Consider the following 15,923-nt stretch of genomic DNA (forward strand, 5'->3'; position numbering starts at 1 on the left):
AGGCTTAAGGGAACGCTCTTAGAAAATCAGCGTTTCACAGAAACGATCACTTTAAGCCCCAAAAAAGCAAACTCAAAGTATAATGTTTTCCAAGAGCGTTTGTTATGTGGCTTTGGCATAACATGCTCCTTTTAAGGTAGTTTGCCCCATAAAGCCACTTATGGGGCGTGATGAGATTCTACAACAAACCCCCTTAAAACACCCCTAGATCGCATCCAATACGCATGCCAAACCATGAAGTTTTACGCCCCAATGACCACTCAATGAATAAGCTTATCTTTATTAGACAGAAAACAGAGCCATTTGACAAGCATCAAAAAGAGGGATTTTAAAAGTTTAAAAATCTAATGGAATTAAAAGGGTTGGTTTGAATTGATAGATTTACTGGATCAAAAGAGCTAAAAGCCAGGAGTAGCCCTAAGGCCGCCCCCACAAACGCCCCAATCAATATTGTTGGTTTTGTTGTTGTGCTTTTTGTTGTTGCTGTTGTTGAGCTTGTTGCTCTGCTTGTTGTTCGGCGTGTTGTTGTGCATTATGGTGATGGTGTTCGCCGCCATAATAATGGTGGTGGTGCGCATGGTGATGGTGGTGGTGTTGGCTGTTAGCCTGTTGTTGTTGCTGTTGTTGCGCTTGGTGTTGTTGTTCATGGTGTGCCATGATGACTCCTTTAATTGAAATTTAAATTCTAGCTCATCGGCTAGGATTTCATTTTATAATGCAAAATCTAACCAATTATTAACGAAAAAGATTTTAATACTAATTTTTAATACGAGTGCCAATTTAAGTGCTTCTATTGTCAAAACTACCAAACTACCAACATCTTTGAATGAAAAAAGCTATAATAAAAGAAGTTGCATTAAAAAGAGAAGACAAATCCCCTTTTTAAGGTATAATATGAGGAATTTTAGAAGTGCTTCTTATGGTAGTAGCTAAAAAGTCTTTAGGACAGCATTTTTTAACGGACGAGTCGTTTTTAGACAGAATTGTTAATGCTTTGCCCCCCTTAAACCCATTGAAATTAATTGAAATCGGCGTGGGGCTAGGGGATTTGACTCTTAAGTTGTTGGATCGCTATCCTTTAAAGACTTATGAGATAGATGGCAGCTTGTGCGAGAAAATGCGAGCGAGATTAAAGGCAGAAAAAAAGCCTTTTGAATTAGAACTAGTGGAAAAAGACGCTCTTTTTTTAAAAGAAGAAGAGCCTTATTTTTTGATTTCTAATTTGCCTTATTATATCGCTACCAGGCTTGTTTTAAACGCGCTCAAAGACCCTAAATGCAGGGGTTTATTGGTGATGACGCAAAAGGAAGTGGCGCTCAAGTTTTGCACTAAAGATTCACAGAACGCTTTAAGCGTTTTAGCGCACACGATGGGGAATGTTACCCTTTTGTTTGATGTGCCGCCTAGCGCGTTTAGCCCGCCTCCAAAGGTGTTTTCTAGCGTGTTTGAAGTGATTAAAGAGCCGCTGAAAGAAAAGGCGTTGGCTTCATTACTCCAAGCACCATTTTTTGAAGAAGCCCTACAAAAAGGGTTTGAAACATTAGAAGATTTTTTGAAAGCCTGTTTCTCATCTCCTAGGAAGACGCTTTCAAACAATCTTAAAAAAAGCGTTTCTTATAAAGAAAAGCTTGATAAGGTGTTAGATTTTTTAGCGTTAGAAAACCAACCAACAAGCGTGAGAGCGTCTGAGATAAAAGATTATCTCAAGCTCTTAAATTACCTTTTAAAAGGCTAATGCCTTTTTAAAAAATTGAAATAAAGGAATAATCGTTATGACTGATAACAACCAAAATAATGAAAACCATGAAAACAGCAGTGAAAACTCAAAAGATCACCATGAGGCGCGAGCCGGAGCGTTTGAGCGATTCACCAACCGCAAAAAGCGTTTCAGAGAAAACGCGCAAAAAAACGCAGAGTCTTCACACCATGAAGCGCCTTCGCACTATAAAAAAGAGCATCGCCCCAACAAAAAGCCAAATCACCACCACAAACCTAAACATGCCCCTCAAAAAACACGAAATTACGCCCAAGAAGAACTGGATAACAACAAAGTAGAGGGCGTTACGGAAATTTTGCATGTGAATGAGAGAGGGACTTTAGGCTTTCATAAGGAGTTAAAAAAGGGCGTTGAAGCGAATAACAAGATCCAAGTGGAGCATTTAAACCCGCATTATAAGATGAATTTAAACTCTAAAGCGAGCGTTAAGATCACGCCTTTAGGGGGCTTGGGCGAGATTGGGGGGAACATGATGGTCATTGAAACCCCAAAAAGCGCAATCGTGATTGATGTGGGCATGAGCTTCCCTAAAGAAGGGCTTTTTGGCGTGGATATTTTAATCCCGGATTTTTCCTACTTGCACCAAATCAAGGACAAAATCGCCGGTATTATCATCACCCATGCCCATGAAGATCACATAGGGGCCACGCCTTATTTGTTTAAAGAGTTGCAATTCCCCCTTTATGGCACGCCTTTGAGTTTGGGGCTGATCGGGAGCAAGTTTGATGAACATGGTTTGAAAAAATACCGCTCGTATTTTAAAATCGTAGAAAAGCGTTGCCCCATTAGCGTAGGCGAATTTATCATTGAATGGATCCACATCACGCATTCTATCATTGACAGCAGCGCTTTAGCGATCCAAACTAAAGCGGGAACGATCATCCACACCGGCGATTTTAAAATCGATCACACTCCAGTGGATAATTTGCCCACGGATTTGTATCGTTTAGCGCACTATGGCGAAAAGGGCGTGATGCTTTTATTAAGCGATTCCACTAACTCCCATAAATCCGGAACCACGCCGAGTGAAAGCACCATAGCACCGGCTTTTGACACGCTTTTTAAAGAAGCGCAAGGGAGGGTGATTATGAGCACATTCTCTAGCAATATCCACCGGGTCTATCAAGCCATACAATACGGCATTAAATACAACCGCAAGATCGCTGTGATCGGGCGCTCTATGGAAAAAAACCTAGACATTGCCAGAGAATTAGGCTATATCCATTTGCCTTATCAATCCTTTATTGAAGCCAATGAAGTCGCTAAATACCCGGACAATGAAGTCTTAATCGTAACGACCGGCTCACAAGGCGAAACCATGAGCGCGCTTTATCGCATGGCGACAGATGAGCACCGCCACATTTCTATCAAACCCAACGATTTAGTCATTATTTCCGCTAAAGCCATTCCTGGTAATGAAGCGAGCGTTTCAGCGGTATTGAATTTCTTGATCAAAAAAGAAGCTAAAGTGGCTTATCAAGAATTTGACAATATCCATGTGAGCGGGCATGCCGCCCAAGAAGAGCAAAAGCTCATGCTAAGACTCATTAAGCCTAAGTTTTTCCTGCCCGTGCATGGGGAATACAACCATGTCGCGCGCCACAAACAAACCGCTATTGCTTGCGGAGTGCCTGAAAAAAATATTTATTTGATGGAAGATGGCGATCAAGTGGAAGTTAGCCCCACATTTATTAAAAAAGTCGGCACGATTAAAAGCGGTAAAAGCTATGTGGATAACCAAAGCAATTTGAGTATTGACACGAGCATCGTCCAACAAAGAGAAGAAGTCGCTAGCGCGGGGGTGTTTGTGGCTACGATCTTTGTGAATAAAAACAAACAAGCGCTTTTAGAAAGCTCTCAATTTTCTAGTTTAGGGCTTGTGGGCTTTAAAGATGAAAAGCATTTGATTAAAGAAATTCAAGGGGGCTTAGAAATGTTAATCAAATCCGCTAACGCTGAGATTTTGAATAACCCTAAAAAATTAGAAGATCACACTCGTAATTTCATCAGAAAAGCGCTCTTTAAAAAGTTTAGAAAATACCCGGCTATCATTTGTCATGCCCATTCTTTTTGATTGTAACGCTATCGCTTCACAAGTCTTGCAAGATGAAGCGAGCGCGCTTTTAGAGAGCGTTCAACAATTCCAAAAACCTAACGATTTAGAAGCGATTGTCAAGCTTATTTTAGAGAGCCAAGAAAAAGGGGGTAAGCTTGTGATCGTGGGCGTGGGTAAGAGCGCTTTAGTGGCGCAAAAAATCAGCGCTTCCATGCTAAGCACCGGTAACAGGAGCGCGTTTTTACACCCCACAGAAGCCATGCATGGGGATTTGGGCATGGTGGAAAAAAACGATGTGATTTTAATGATTAGCTATGGGGGTGAGTCTTTAGAATTATTGAATTTAGTGAGTCATTTAAAACGCTTGAGCCATAAAATCATCACTTTCACTAAAAGTCCTAATAGTTCGCTCTCTAAACTAGGCGATTATTATTTAAGCTTAAAAATTAAAAAAGAAGCTTGTCCCATTAACACCGCCCCAACGACTTCCACTACCCTAACTTTAGCTTTAGGCGATGTTTTAATGGCATGTTTGATGCGGGCGAAAAACTTTAGCCAAGAAGATTTTGCTTCTTTTCATCCGGGCGGGCTTTTAGGCAAAAAACTTTTTGTCAAGGTTAAAGATTTACTGCAAACCACCAACCTCCCCCTAATCCCTCCTGACACACGCTTTAAAGACGCGCTCATAGAAATGAGTGAAAAACGCTTAGGCAGCGCGATTTTAGTGAATGCTAATAACGAACTTATGGGGGTATTAAGCGATGGCGATGTCCGTAGGGCGTTATTAAAAGGGGTTAGTTTGGAGAGCGAAGTGAAATATTTTGCCACTTTAAAACCCAAAAGCTTTAAGAATTTAGACGCTCTTCTTTTAGAGGCGTTAGAATTTTTAGAGCGCCATAAAATCCAGCTTTTAGTGTGCGTAGATGATTGCAATAAGGTTTTAGGGGTCTTGCACTTGCACCAACTTTTAGAATTAGGGCTTAAAGCATGAAAGCGAGCATTTATGATTTCACTTTAAAGGAATTGAGCCAACTTTTAAAGCCAAGTTTTAGGGCTAAACAACTTTATTTGTGGCTTTATGCGAAGTATAAAACGAGCTTTAAAGACATGCAAAATAATTTTTCAAAAGATTTTATCGCTTCTTTGGAGCAAGAATTTACTTTGCGCACGATAGAAATCACGCATGTGAGGGAGAGCGTTGATGGCTCTAAAAAATACCTTTTTAAATCTTTGAGGGATAACCACACTTTTGAAGCGGTGTTTTTGAAAATGAAAGATAAAAAGGTTGACAAAGAGACTAACGCCATTTTAGAGGGGGAAAAATACACCGTGTGCGTGTCTTGTCAAATCGGCTGTCAAGTGGGTTGCTCGTTTTGTTTCACTCAAAAAGGCGGTTTTGTAAGGGATTTAAAAGCGAGCGAGATTGTCCAACAAGCTTTACTCATTAAAGAGGATAATAACCTCCCCATTGAAAAAGCGCTCAATATTGTTTTTATGGGAATGGGCGAGCCTTTGAACAATTTAGATGAGGTGTGCAAGGCGATTGAGATTTTTAATACCGGCATGCAAATTTCCCCTAAACGAATCACCATTTCCACTAGTGGCGTAGCGGATAAAATCCCTATTTTAGCGAGTAAGAATTTGGGCGTGCAATTAGCCATATCCTTACACGCCGTAGATGATAAAACGCGCTCATCTTTAATGCCCTTGAATAAAAAATACAATATTGAATGCGTTTTGAATGAAGTGAAAAAATGGCCTTTAGAGCAACGAAAAAGGGTGATGTTTGAATACCTTTTGATCAAAAATTTAAACGATAGCCTGGATTGCGCTAAAAAACTTTTAAAACTTTTAAACGGCATTAAATCCAAAGTGAATTTGATCTTATTCAACCCGCATGAAGGCTCTAAGTTTGAACGCCCGAGTTTAGAGAGCGCTAGAATGTTTGCGGATTTTCTAAACTCTAAAGGCTTATTATGCACCATTAGAGAGTCTAAAGCTTTGGATATTGAAGCGGCTTGCGGACAGTTGAGGGAGAAAAAACTCCAGCAGAAAATTTAAAATTCTTTGCGGTAGTTTTTCAAATATTGAGCGATATAGATCAAAAATTAGCGCTAAATTTTCTTTCATTAACAATTGATTGGATTTTATATTGTAAAATAAAATCCTAGCCAGTGAGCTAGAATTTAAATTTTTAACCAAAGGAGTTATCATGGCACACCATGAAGAACAACACGGCGGACACCACCACCACCACCATCACACACACCACCACCACTATCACGGCGGTGAACACCACCATCACCATCACAGCTCTCATCATGAAGAAGGTTGTTGTAGCTCTAGCAACAGTCATCATCAAGAAGAAGGTTGTTGCCACGGGCATCACGAGTAATATCGGTGTGGCTAGGGGCAGCTTAACTAGAGTTGTCTCTGGCTTTTGATTTTAAAATACAAGCATTTCATTCTCACTAATCCTAATCAAGCCCCTTAAATCCAATCAAACCACCGCACGCTTAATTTGATTTTTATAACGCTCATTAATGTTAAAAATACTCATTAATGCCTATAAAAAGTCCTTTTTATCTAATCATATTGTTAAAACTCCTTCATTTAAGTTTCAATATTTTACAACATTCAAAATATTAAAACAATTTTCCAATCAAGGAAAGAATATGCAAATTACCCCCCATTTTTAAAAACCAAATTTTTATTTTTGGCTCTGTGTTCTGCGCTAGGGTTTAGTCTTAGCCACGCCATAGATGAGAGCGAGCTTAATGAACTCGTTGGAAAGAAAGTTCAAGAAGCTTTAGCGAAAGAAAAAGTTAAGGCAGAAAAAGCTAAGGCTAAGAATCAAAGAGCGGATAAAAGCGCTCTTTTTGCCGGTCTTAGCTATAGCGGGATGTTTTCATGGAATTTAACTTATAAAGATAGTTTTGTTTTGCGACCTCACTTCTTTAGTGGAAGACTCTTAGAAAGAAAAGATTCCAGCACCATTTTAAACGGCTTTAACTTTAAAGTGGGGTATCAGTATATCGCTCCTGTTAAGATTAAAAAAATGGGTTTTGGCGTTAGGGGAGGGTTCCAATATTCCTATAAAGCGGGCAATTACATGGAAAAAGATAAATACCAACAATACTTATTGGGAGTGATACCCATAGACACAATAAGTCCTGTTTCTTTTTTTAATGGTGGTATGATAACAATGTCAATTTACAGCTTTTGTTAGATTTTTTACACAATGTGTATGAAAATGAGAAGTTTTTCATCGGTTATTTTATAGGGGCTGGGTTAGGGGGTGAGAGCGTAACAGCCAAGGTTCTTAAAGATTTTGGTGATATATTAGCGCAATTTCAGGGCTATGGTTCGTTAGGGCTAAGAATGGGCGATAAACGCCACACGCTAGAATTGAGCGCAAGCATCCATGGCGACCTCCTAGTTGTTCTTTAAAAAAGTTAAAGAGTTGTGAAAGTGCTAGGGTTTTACAAGCAAAAACCCCTAGGGGCATTTTTGAAAGCTATGTTACTTGGAGCGCGGATTATGTTTATCGGTTTTAAAAGTTTTTAAAAAATTAATGGCTTTGTTCCAATTGAATAGGGGTAATAAAATCTAAAAAATACTCAAGGCATTTTTTTACAATCTAATCATAAAGAGCTTACGAAAAGCGAGCGATCGCTTCATGCTTTATGGTTCCAACCCCCATGCGTCTTTAAAAGAAGCGTTTTTAAGCTTTAAGTTCAAGCTCCCTTCAATCCATTGGGTATTGGCCCCCTTTTCGTTATTGTCAAACAAGAACACTCCTAAAAAGCCTCTAGGGGTTTTAATCAGGCTCAATTCCACGCTAGGAAGAATGATTTTGCTGTCAGGTTTGACTTCAAAGGCTAGGAAAAAGGGGCGGTTGTTTTTGAAATCATAGCCATTTTTGGTGTATGAATAGCCAGGAGCGCTCTGCAAGATGCCTTTTTGAGTTTCCACGCTAAAAGAATCCAAGTAATAAAACCCAGGCTCTAGCTTGAACGATTGAACTTTGGCTAAAGCGTAGCGGTTTTTCCATAAAAGCATGAAACGCTCACTCCCTAGCATGAATAAAGGCCCCCTAGGGTCTTTGAGCTTTGCTTTAGGGTTTGTTTTAAGCGCTTCATTGTGTTTGGCGACAACTTCTCTATCCACTTTGCGCCAATAAGTGCGCACGCTTTGGCCTTGATGAGCGATATAAAGATTCACCAAACCAGAATGATGGCCTTTAGGGGGCAAACAAGAGGCTAATAAAAGAGCGGCTAACAAACTCACGATTTGAAACTTCAAACAAATTCCTTAAAAAGAGTGGTGGCTGAATGCTAACATGCTAAAACTAAAACCCTTATAAGTTATGGATAAAAACTTAAAGAATAGGGTAAAATAAACGCATGCGAATAGACAAATTTTTACAATCAGTGGGTTTAGTGAAGCGGCGCGTTTTAGCGACAGATATGTGTAATGTAGGGGCGGTGTGGCTTAATGGGAGTTGTGCTAAGGCTAGTAAAGAAGTGAAAATAGGCGATGTGATTAGCTTGCACTATTTAAAAGGGATAGAAGAATACACGATTTTACAAATCCCCACTTTAAAAAATGTGCCACGAAAAGACACACACCTTTATATCGCTCCTAAAACAAAAGAATAAAGATAAAAGACCAAGGATCAATCAGTGAAAGAATACAAAGACACCCTAAACTTAAACGCAACCACCTTTTCTATGAAAGGGAATTTGAGCGTTAATGAGCCTAAAACTTACGCTAAATGGCAAGAGCAACAAGCGTTTAAACGCATGCAAGCTAGGAAAGATAACCATGGGGATTTCACTTTGCATGACGGGCCGCCTTATGCGAACGGGCATTTGCATTTAGGGCATGCCTTAAATAAAATTTTAAAAGACATTGTCGTTAAGAGAGAATATTTTAAGGGTAAGAAAATCTATTACACGCCCGGTTGGGATTGCCATGGTTTGCCCATTGAGCAACAAATTTTAGAGCGATTAGAAAAAGAAAAAACAAGTCTGGAAAACCCCACGCTGTTTAGAGAAAAGTGCCGAGATCATGCGAAGAAGTTTTTAGAGATCCAAAAGAATGAATTTTTGCAATTAGGCGTTTTGGGGGATTTTGAAGATCCTTATAAAACCATGGATTTTAAATTTGAAGCGAGCATTTATAGGGCTTTAGTGGAAGTGGCTAAAAAAGGGCTTTTGAAAGAGCGCCACAAGCCTATTTATTGGAGTTATGCATGCGAGAGCGCTTTAGCGGAAGCTGAAGTGGAATACAAGATGAAAAAATCGCCCTCCATTTTCGTGGCGTTTGGTTTGAAAAAGGAGAGTTTAGAAAAATTAAAGGTTAAAAAAGCGAGCTTGGTGATTTGGACGACCACGCCTTGGACTTTGTATGCGAATGTGGCGATCGCTTTGAAAAAAGACGCTGTTTATGCGCTCACCCAAAAAGGCTATTTAGTCGCTAAAGTCTTGCATGAAAAGTTAGCCGCTTTAGGGGTGGTGGATAGCGAGATCACGCATGAATTCAATGCCAATGATTTAGAATACTTGAAAGCGCTCAATCCTTTAAACCAAAGAGATTCCCTAATCACTCTAGGAGAGCATGTCGGTTTAGAAGATGGCACAGGAGCCGTGCATACCGCACCTGGGCATGGTGAAGAGGACTACTATTTAGGCTTAAGATACCATTTAGAAGTGTTAATGTCTGTAGATGAAAAGGGTTGCTATGATGAGGGCATTATCCGTAACCAACTATTAGATGAAAGCTATCTGGGCGAGCATGTTTTTAAGGCTCAAAAACGCATTATAGAGCAATTGGGCGATTCTTTATTGCTAGAGCAAGAGATTGAGCATTCCTACCCGCATTGCTGGAGGACGCACAAGCCTGTGATTTACAGAGCGACCACGCAATGGTTTATTTTAATGGATGAGCCTTTTATCCAAAATGATGGCTCTCAAAAAACCTTAAGAGAAGTGGCTTTAGATGCGATTGAAAAGGTGGAATTTGTGCCAAGCAGCGGGAAAAACCGCCTAAAAACCATGATAGAAAACCGCCCTGATTGGTGCTTGAGCCGGCAAAGAAAATGGGGCGTGCCACTGGCCTTTTTCATAGACAAACGCACGAATAAGCCTTGTTTTGAAAGCGAAGTTTTAGAGCATGCAGCCCATCTTTTTGAAAAAAAAGGCTGTGATGTGTGGTGGGAGTATAGCGTGAAAGATTTATTGCCCCCTAGCTATCAAGAGGACGCCAAACATTATGAAAAAGTCATGCACATTTTAGACGTGTGGTTTGATAGCGGCAGTACCTTTAAGGCGGTTTTAGAAGACTATCATGGAGAAAAAGGGCAAAGCCCTAGCGATGTGATCTTAGAAGGGAGCGATCAGCATAGGGGGTGGTTTCAAAGCTCGCTTCTAATCGGTTGTGTTTTAAACAACCAAGCCCCTTTTAAAAAGGTCATCACGCATGGCTTCATCGTAGATGAAAAGGGCGAGAAAATGAGCAAGTCTAAGGGCAATGTGGTGTCTTTGGACAACTTACTCAAAAAGCATGGGAGCGATGTGGTGCGTTTGTGGGTAGCGTTTAATGACTATCAAAACGATTTGAGGGTCTCTCAAACCTTTTTCACTCAAACAGAACAGCATTATAAAAAATTCCGCAACACTTTGAAATTCTTACTCGCTAATTTTAGCGATATGGATCTTAAGAATTTAGAACGCTCCCATGACTTTAGCCCTTTAGATCATTTTATATTAGAGGCTTTAGAAACCATAAGCACTGGAGTCAATAGCGCGTTTGAAGAGCATGATTTTGTGAAAGGCCTGAATATTTTAATGGCGTTTGTTACCAATGAATTGAGCGGGATTTATTTAGACGCTTGTAAGGATAGCTTGTATTGCGATAGTAAAAATAATGAAAAACGCCAAGCCATTCAAATGGTCTTACTCGCTGTGGCCAGTCAATTGTGCTACTTTTTAGCCCCGATTTTAACGCACACGATTGAAGAAGTTTTAGAGCATAGCCAGGTGCTTTGCGCGTTTTTACAAGCTAAAGATGTGTTTGATCTAAAAGGCATTAGCGTTTCAGAAAAACTCCACCTTAAAGAGTTTAAAAAACCAGAAAATTTTGAAGCCGTTTTAGCCTTGCGTTCTGCCTTTAATGAAGAGTTAGACCGATTGAAAAAAGAAGGCGTGGTGAAAAATTCGTTGGAGTGTGCTATTGAAGTGAAAGAAAAAGCGTTGCGTGAAAATTTAGTAGAAGAATTGCTGATGGTAAGCTTTGTAGGGGTTGCAAAAGAAAAATTGAGCGAAACGCCAGCATTCACGCTCTTTAAAGCCCCCTTTTATAAATGCCCCAGGTGTTGGCGTTTTAAAAGCGAGTTAGAAAACACCCCTTGCAAGCGCTGCGAAGAGGTTTTAAAAGAGCGATGATAAAAGGATAGGGCTTTTGGAAACTTTACAAACCCATAGAGTTTTACAAGCCCTAATCGGTCATTTTACCCCTTTTTTAGAAAGCGGGATCACCGAGCTTATCATCAATACCGAGCAGGAGCTTTGGCTTTATAAAGTCAATAACACACGAGAAAAAAGAGGGCATGCGCTTTTTGATAAGGCATTTTTATTGAGGTTTTGCGAGCAATTGGCCAGTTTTAGGGGGTTGTTTTTTGATGAAGAGCACCCCACCTTAAATTGCTCTATCCCTTTCACGCGCTATAGGGTGAGCGCGAATCATTTTAGCATCACCACGAACAATCAAATCACGCTCAATATCCGTGTGCCTAGGCTTAAGCCCTTAAGTTTAGACGATTTCACTTTCAAAGCAAGCGATCCAAAGGGTTTGAAAGATTTAGCGCTTAAAGGGCATAACATTCTCATTAGTGGGGAGACTTCAAGCGGTAAAACAAGCCTATTAAACGCTCTTTTAGATTGCGTCAATAAAGACGAAAGGGTGGTGAGCGTTGAAGACAGCCAAGAATTGGATTTAAAGGCGTTTAGTAATTGCGTGGGGCTTTTAGTGGGCAAGCAAGAGAACACGCGCTTTAATTATGAAGACGCTCTCAATATGGCCATGCGCTTAAACCCGGACAGGCTCATTGTGGGCGAGATTGATACTAGGAATGCGGCGCTTTTTTTGCGTTTAGGAAACACCGGGCATAAGGGCATGCTCTCAACCATTCACGCTAATAGCGCTCAAAACACTTTAGAAGCCCTTTCATTGAATTTGAGCATGCGTTATACGCATTCTTTGGATAAGGATTTGATGCGAGCGTATTTTAAGAGCGCGATTGATGTGATTGTGCATGTGAATAGGATCAACAATGAGCGCCAAATCGCTGAAGTCTTATGGACTAAAGAGCTTTAAATGCCCCTAAAATCCTTAAAAAACCGCTTGAATCAGCATTTTGATCTATCGCCTCGCTACGGGAGCGTGAAAAAAATCATGCCCAATATCGTTTATGCGGATGGTTTTAACCCGTCTGTGGGCGATGTGGTGAAGATTGAAAAAAGCGATGGCAGCGAATGCGTGGGAATGGTGGTAGTGGCAGAAAAAGAGCAGTTTGGCTTCACGCCCTTTAATTTTATAGAGGGATCTAGGGCTGGCGATAAGGTGCTGTTTTTAAAAGAGGGGTTGAATTTCCCTGTGGGCCGTAATCTTTTAGGGAGGGTGCTTAACCCTTTAGGGCAAGTCATTGACAATAAGGGGGTGCTAGATTATGAACGATTAGCACCTGTGATTACAACGCCTATAGCCCCTTTAAAAAGAGGCTTGATTGATGAAGTTTTTAGCGTGGGGGTGAAGAGCATTGATGGGCTTTTGACTTGCGGTAAGGGGCAAAAACTGGGCATTTTTGCCGGCTCTGGGGTGGGTAAATCCACGCTAATGGGCATGATCACTAGGGGTTGCTTAGCGCCGATTAAAGTGATCGCTTTGATTGGGGAAAGGGGCAGAGAAATCCCTGAATTTATAGAGAAAAACTTAAAAGGGGATTTAAGCTCTTGCGTGTTGGTGGTCGCTACGAGCGATGATAGCCCTTTAATGCGCAAATACGGGGCTTTTTGTGCGATGAGCGTGGCGGAGTATTTTAAAAACCAAGGGCTAGACGTGTTATTCATCATGGATTCAGTGACTCGTTTCGCTATGGCTCAAAGAGAAATCGGTTTAGCCTTAGGCGAACCGCCCACTTCCAAAGGCTACCCCCCATCCGCGCTTTCCTTATTGCCTCAATTAATGGAGAGAGCGGGCAAGGAAGAAAATAAGGGGAGCATTACCGCTTTTTTTAGCGTGCTAGTAGAGGGCGATGATTTGAGTGATCCCATAGCCGATCAGGCTAGGAGTATTTTAGACGGGCATATTGTCTTAAGCAGGGAATTGACCGATTATGGGATCTACCCGCCTATCAATATTTTAAACTCCGCATCAAGGGTGGCTAAAGACATCATCAGCGAGTCTCAAAACCTTTATGCGAGAAAATTCCGCCGTTTGTATGCGTTATTGAAAGAAAATGAAATGCTCATTCGCATCGGCTCTTATCAAATGGGGAACGATAAAGAGCTTGATGAAGCGATTAAGAAAAAGGCTTTAATGGAACAGTTTTTAGCGCAAGATGAAAACGCTTTGCAGCCTTTTGAAACAAGCTTTCAGCAATTAGAAGAAATCTTAAGATAAAAGGAATGTTATGGAATCACAACTCATGAAACTCGCCATTGAGACTTATAAAATCACTTTGATGATTTCTTTACCGGTATTACTAGCGGGCTTAGTGGTAGGGCTATTAGTCAGTATTTTTCAAGCGACCACTCAAATCAATGAAATGACTTTGTCTTTTGTGCCTAAGATTTTAGCCGTGATTGGGGTGCTGATTTTAACCATGCCGTGGATGACGAACATGCTTTTAGACTACACCAAAACCTTAATCAAGCTCATTCCTAAAATCATAGGCTAGAAAATGCTAGAAACCATCATTGATTTTTCTCGTTACAGCAGCGTGAAAATCGGCACGCCTTTAAAAGTGAGCGTTTTAGAAAACGACAATGAAATTTCTCAAGAACACCAGATTATCGGTTTAGCGAACAACCTTTTAATCGCCCCTAGCGCGAAAAATCTCGCCCTTTTAGGCAAAAACTACGATTATATTTGCGATCAGGGCGAATGCGTTGAAATAGGGGGGGCGGCCAACTCGTCTAAAATTTTTAATTATTTTAGAGCGAACGATTTAGAGGGTTTGGAGTTTTTAGGGCAATTGCCTGGCACTTTGGGGGCGTTAGTTAAAATGAATGCGGGCATGAAAGAATTTGAAATCAAAAATGTTTTAGAAAGCGCTTGCATTAATGGCGAATGGCTAGAAAAAGAAGCTTTGGGGTTGGGCTATCGCAGTAGCGGATTTAGCGGCGTTGTTTTAAGAGCGAGGTTTAAAAAAACGCATGGCTTTAGAGAAGAAGTTTTAAAAGCGTGTCAAAGCATGCGCAAAAGCCACCCCAAATTGCCTAATTTTGGGAGCTGTTTCAAAAACCCGCCTAACGATTATGCCGGCAGGCTTTTAGAGGGCGTGGGCTTAAGGGGGTATTGTCTAAAAAGAGTGGGCTTTGCCAAAGAGCATGCGAATTTTTTGGTGAATTTGGGGGGTGCAGAATTTGAAGAAGCCCTGGATCTGATAGAACTCGCTAAAACTAGAGTGTTACAAGAATACGGCATTCATTTAGAAGAAGAAGTGAAAATTTTGAGATAGAAAATGGCTAAAAAAATCAATCTCAAAGATTAAGCAAACAGCATAAAGAGTCTTTAGGTGTTACGAATATTTTTACCGATGATGCCAAATTGCATGATATGGGTGTGAGCAGTATCTTTAAACTTGTTATGCAAAAACTTGAAGATGAATTTAATGGCTTGTCATTTAGGCACAGAGCAAGCATAACTAAGAGAGAAATTAATTCCGTATTGCAAGGACTTGATAGTGAGCTTGGAAGAACCTTGTTTATTCAAAGTTCTAAAATAAAACCTGATGGAGGTATTATTGAGGTTAAAGATGATGAAAGGAATTGGAGAGTTATATTGATAACAGAAGCTAAATATCAGGGAAAAGATATAGAAAATATTCAAAAAGGAATATTGGTGGGTAAAGATAGTAATCAAGATTTAATGCAAGCTGGGAATGCTATAGAAAGAGCGTATAAAAATATTGCTGAAATGGCTAATTTTATGCTCAAAGAATTGCATTTTCCTTAACATTTTATTTTTAGAAGGCTCTAATTTTTTAACTCAAACCATATCGGTAAAAAGACCTGATGGAAGGGTAGTAATTCTTGAGTATAATTCTGGAGTTCTTAATAGATTGGATAAATTAACGGCAGCTAATTACGGAATGCCCGTCAATCAAAATTTATGTCAAAACAAGTTTGTTCAGCATAAAGATAGAGTTATTATGTTACAGGCTATTTCTATTTACACACAAGGAGATGGACAAAAATGGGATTTAAATAAAATGTTTGAAGTCATGTTTGAAGCGGCTAAAACTTCTCTTAGAGTCTTAGGTAGTTCACTTTTTAATCAAATTGTTGGTAAAAATAATGCGAAAAGCAACTAATCAAGCATTACAAAAAGCTAAACGACTGAAAAGCGATGAATTTTATACGCAATTGGTAGATATAGAAAATGAGTTGCAATACTATAAACAACATTTTAAAAATAAAGTTGTTTTTTGTAATTGTGATGATGCAAGGGTGAGTAATTTTTTTAAATACTTCTTTGTTCATTTTCAAGAACTAGGGCTTAAAAAATTAATTTCTGCTTGTTATATGGAACCAGAAATATCTAGTAATAGCAATAAAATCTCAAAGGGATTTTATTGCGAGTATGAAGGGAAAAAGGATTGGCAAACAACCATTGATGGATTGAAATTTTTTAAAGGAGATGGCGATTTTCGTAGTGAGGAGAGCATTCAATTGCTAAAAGAGGCAGATATTGTAGTAACTAATCCACCTTTTTCACTTTTTAGAGAGTTTGTAGCGCAATTGATCGAACACAGCAAGAAGTTTTTGATTATTGGAAACATCAATGCAATTACATACAAAAACA

The 15,923-nt window shown here is 39.8% G+C and carries 14 protein-coding genes and 4 pseudogenes; 14 read left to right on the forward strand and 4 right to left on the reverse strand.

Annotated elements, in window-relative coordinates; all coding sequences use genetic code 11:
• Positions 1 to 398: 398 nt before the first annotated feature.
• Entirely contained in the window at positions 399 to 578 is a 180-nt protein-coding gene (locus QU01_RS07485) for a hypothetical protein (RefSeq protein ID WP_411326683.1), read from the reverse strand.
• A pseudogene (gene hpnL, locus QU01_RS08520) lies at positions 508 to 657 on the reverse strand (nickel-binding protein HpnL); the annotation flags it as partial. The pseudogene hpnL and the gene QU01_RS07485, both read right to left, overlap by 71 nt.
• Before the next feature lie 262 nt (positions 658 to 919).
• Here hpnL and rsmA point away from each other — a divergent pair.
• The 4 genes from rsmA to rlmN are packed head-to-tail and all read left to right on the forward strand — an operon-like array spanning position 920 to position 5,894.
• The gene (gene rsmA, locus QU01_RS07490; RefSeq protein ID WP_033763326.1) at positions 920 to 1,735 is read left to right on the forward strand and encodes a 16S rRNA (adenine(1518)-N(6)/adenine(1519)-N(6))-dimethyltransferase RsmA; all 816 of its coding nucleotides are present in this window, start codon (positions 920 to 922) and stop codon (positions 1,733 to 1,735) included.
• Between the two features lie 37 nt (positions 1,736 to 1,772).
• The gene (locus QU01_RS07495; RefSeq protein WP_033763324.1) at positions 1,773 to 3,851 is read left to right on the forward strand and encodes a ribonuclease J; all 2,079 of its coding nucleotides are present in this window, start codon (positions 1,773 to 1,775) and stop codon (positions 3,849 to 3,851) included.
• Positions 3,835 to 4,824, forward strand: a complete 990-nt coding sequence (locus QU01_RS07500; RefSeq protein WP_033763323.1) for a KpsF/GutQ family sugar-phosphate isomerase — start codon at positions 3,835 to 3,837, stop codon at positions 4,822 to 4,824. Before QU01_RS07495 ends, QU01_RS07500 begins: the two co-directional genes overlap by 17 nt.
• A complete protein-coding gene (gene rlmN, locus QU01_RS07505) occupies positions 4,821 to 5,894 on the forward strand; it encodes a dual-specificity RNA methyltransferase RlmN (protein ID WP_033763321.1) in 1,074 nt (357 codons plus the stop codon). Before QU01_RS07500 ends, rlmN begins: the two co-directional genes overlap by 4 nt.
• A gap of 133 nt (positions 5,895 to 6,027) precedes the next feature.
• Here rlmN and QU01_RS08455 read toward each other — a convergent pair whose 3' ends face one another.
• A complete protein-coding gene (locus QU01_RS08455) occupies positions 6,028 to 6,156 on the reverse strand; it encodes a hypothetical protein (protein WP_267864690.1) in 129 nt (42 codons plus the stop codon).
• Here QU01_RS08455 and hpn point away from each other — a divergent pair.
• Both hpn and QU01_RS08415 read left to right on the forward strand, forming a co-directional pair.
• Positions 6,106 to 6,228: pseudogene (gene hpn, locus QU01_RS08525) on the forward strand (nickel storage protein Hpn); the annotation flags it as partial. The gene QU01_RS08455 and the pseudogene hpn sit on opposite strands and share 51 nt — an antisense overlap.
• 321 nt (positions 6,229 to 6,549) lie before the next feature.
• Positions 6,550 to 7,390: pseudogene (locus QU01_RS08415) on the forward strand (outer membrane beta-barrel protein).
• A 127-nt stretch (positions 7,391 to 7,517) separates the two neighbouring features.
• On the opposite strand, the gene QU01_RS07525 reads toward QU01_RS08415, so the two are convergent.
• On the reverse strand, positions 7,518 to 8,138 hold the full coding sequence (locus tag QU01_RS07525; RefSeq protein ID WP_033763315.1) for a hypothetical protein: 621 nt from the start codon (positions 8,136 to 8,138) through the stop codon (positions 7,518 to 7,520).
• A gap of 101 nt (positions 8,139 to 8,239) precedes the next feature.
• Between QU01_RS07525 and QU01_RS07530 the strand changes: the two genes are divergently transcribed.
• From QU01_RS07530 to QU01_RS07565, 8 genes and pseudogenes are all read left to right on the forward strand, one after another.
• A complete protein-coding gene (locus tag QU01_RS07530) occupies positions 8,240 to 8,494 on the forward strand; it encodes an RNA-binding S4 domain-containing protein (RefSeq protein WP_001217161.1) in 255 nt (84 codons plus the stop codon).
• 24 nt (positions 8,495 to 8,518) lie between these two features.
• On the forward strand, positions 8,519 to 11,281 hold the full coding sequence (gene ileS, locus QU01_RS07535) for an isoleucine--tRNA ligase (RefSeq protein ID WP_033763313.1): 2,763 nt from the start codon (positions 8,519 to 8,521) through the stop codon (positions 11,279 to 11,281).
• Between the two features lie 16 nt (positions 11,282 to 11,297).
• Positions 11,298 to 12,212 (forward strand): CpaF/VirB11 family protein, encoded by a 915-nt coding sequence (locus QU01_RS07540; RefSeq protein WP_000449314.1) that lies wholly within the window; start codon positions 11,298 to 11,300, stop codon positions 12,210 to 12,212.
• Positions 12,213 to 13,517, forward strand: coding sequence for a flagellar protein export ATPase FliI (gene fliI, locus QU01_RS07545; protein ID WP_033763310.1), 1,305 nt, complete (start codon positions 12,213 to 12,215; stop codon positions 13,515 to 13,517). It abuts the gene before it with no gap.
• Between the two features lie 10 nt (positions 13,518 to 13,527).
• Positions 13,528 to 13,794 (forward strand): flagellar biosynthesis protein FliQ, encoded by a 267-nt coding sequence (gene fliQ / locus QU01_RS07550; RefSeq protein WP_000445741.1) that lies wholly within the window; start codon positions 13,528 to 13,530, stop codon positions 13,792 to 13,794.
• Positions 13,795 to 13,797: 3 nt separating this feature from the next.
• On the forward strand, positions 13,798 to 14,577 hold the full coding sequence (locus QU01_RS07555; RefSeq protein ID WP_033763308.1) for a UDP-N-acetylmuramate dehydrogenase: 780 nt from the start codon (positions 13,798 to 13,800) through the stop codon (positions 14,575 to 14,577).
• Positions 14,578 to 14,675: 98 nt separating this feature from the next.
• Positions 14,676 to 15,432 (forward strand): annotated as a pseudogene (locus QU01_RS08240) (EcoRI family type II restriction endonuclease).
• Positions 15,413 to 15,923, forward strand: a 511-nt coding sequence (locus tag QU01_RS07565; protein WP_033763575.1) for an adenine-specific methyltransferase EcoRI family protein, incomplete at its 3' end; no start/stop codon positions are given. The pseudogene QU01_RS08240 and the gene QU01_RS07565, both read left to right, overlap by 20 nt.

Origin of the sequence: Helicobacter pylori SA221C (genome assembly GCF_000476855.1) — a bacterium.
Classification (GTDB): Bacteria; Campylobacterota; Campylobacteria; order Campylobacterales; family Helicobacteraceae; genus Helicobacter; species Helicobacter pylori_DK.

Excerpts from the sequence above, each read along its gene's own strand:
- QU01_RS07485 (WP_411326683.1), bottom strand. The coding sequence starts at position 578 with ATGCGCACCACCACCATTATTATGGCGGCGAACACCATCACCATAATG.
- rsmA (WP_033763326.1), top strand. The coding sequence starts at position 920 with ATGGTAGTAGCTAAAAAGTCTTTAGGACAGCATTTTTTAACGGACGAG.
- QU01_RS07495 (WP_033763324.1), top strand. The coding sequence starts at position 1,773 with ATGACTGATAACAACCAAAATAATGAAAACCATGAAAACAGCAGTGAA.
- QU01_RS07500 (WP_033763323.1), top strand. The coding sequence starts at position 3,835 with ATGCCCATTCTTTTTGATTGTAACGCTATCGCTTCACAAGTCTTGCAA.
- rlmN (WP_033763321.1), top strand. The coding sequence starts at position 4,821 with ATGAAAGCGAGCATTTATGATTTCACTTTAAAGGAATTGAGCCAACTT.
- QU01_RS08455 (WP_267864690.1), bottom strand. The coding sequence starts at position 6,156 with ATGATGAGAGCTGTGATGGTGATGGTGGTGTTCACCGCCGTGATAGTG.
- QU01_RS07530 (WP_001217161.1), top strand. The coding sequence starts at position 8,240 with ATGCGAATAGACAAATTTTTACAATCAGTGGGTTTAGTGAAGCGGCGC.
- fliI (WP_033763310.1), top strand. The coding sequence starts at position 12,213 with ATGCCCCTAAAATCCTTAAAAAACCGCTTGAATCAGCATTTTGATCTA.
- fliQ (WP_000445741.1), top strand. The coding sequence starts at position 13,528 with ATGGAATCACAACTCATGAAACTCGCCATTGAGACTTATAAAATCACT.
- QU01_RS07555 (WP_033763308.1), top strand. The coding sequence starts at position 13,798 with ATGCTAGAAACCATCATTGATTTTTCTCGTTACAGCAGCGTGAAAATC.